The sequence below is a fragment of the Jatrophihabitans sp. YIM 134969 genome, from assembly GCF_054456675.1.
This window is the reverse complement of the sequence record NZ_JBTJEQ010000109.1, coordinates 1-929: the sequence shown is the minus strand read 5'-3', so window position 1 is coordinate 929 and position 929 is coordinate 1. Positions and strand designations below refer to the sequence as shown.

1 protein-coding gene is annotated in these 929 nt (G+C 75.8%); it reads right to left on the bottom strand.

The features are described 5' to 3' along the window. Positions 1-929 (bottom strand): WS/DGAT domain-containing protein (locus ACXR2U_RS24070; protein WP_458827624.1); only part of this gene is annotated, 929 nt, incomplete at both ends.

The following is a 929-nucleotide window of genomic DNA, read 5'->3' as shown; positions in this document are numbered from 1 at the left end:
AGCGGAGCCGCGGCGTCGGGCGCGCGGTCGCCGCCGTGACCGGCACGCGTGCGGGGAGCGGACTTCCGGGCCGTGGACCGTGGGGTGGACCGCGCGGCCGCGGATCGGACCGGGGTCGGACGCGGGGTGACGGTCGTGGCGTCGCCCGCCGTGGGGACGCCCGGCCGTGGCCCGGCCTCACGAGCGGCGAGGACCAGTTCGGCGAGCGACTCCTCGATGAGCGAGCCGAGGACGTCGACGTCGGGCATGGCGTCCCGGTCGGCGTTGAGGCCGTAGTAGACGCCGCCGTCGTAGGAGGTGAGGCCGACCGCGATCGCCTGACCGCGCGCGAGCGGCACGATCGGGAACAGCTCGTCGAGCCGGGCGCCCGCCGCGTAGAGCGGGAACTGGGGGCCGGGCACGTTCGTGACAACCAGGTTGAACAGCCGACGGGTCAGGCCGTAGGCCGCGCGGGCGCCCATGGCGTGCAGTGTCGGCGGGGCGAATCCTCCCAGCGCGACGATGGAATCGGCGCCGATCGACTGTCCGGACTCGCTGTGGGCGCGCATCGCGTACGTGACCTGGCTCAGCCGCACCAGCGGGTTGGGTTCGCCGACCGGGAGGTCGACGACGTACGAGGAGACCCGCCCGTTGCCGAACGGTCCGGCCCGCCCGGCGTCGTCACGCACGGACACCGGGACCATCGCCCGCACCGACGTACCGGGGTTCACCGCCTCGCCGCGGAACAGCAGCCAGCTGCGCAGGGCGCCGGCGACCGTCGCGAGGACGACGTCGTTGACCGTCCCGCCACGGGCGGCACGGACGGTGCGGTAGTCCTCGAGCGCGGTGCGGGCCACGCCGTAGCGCCGCTGCGCGCCGATGTCGACGTTGAGCGGCGAGTGCGGCGCCGGGCGCGCGGCGGTCCGGGCGGCCGCGACGACGCCGCCCAC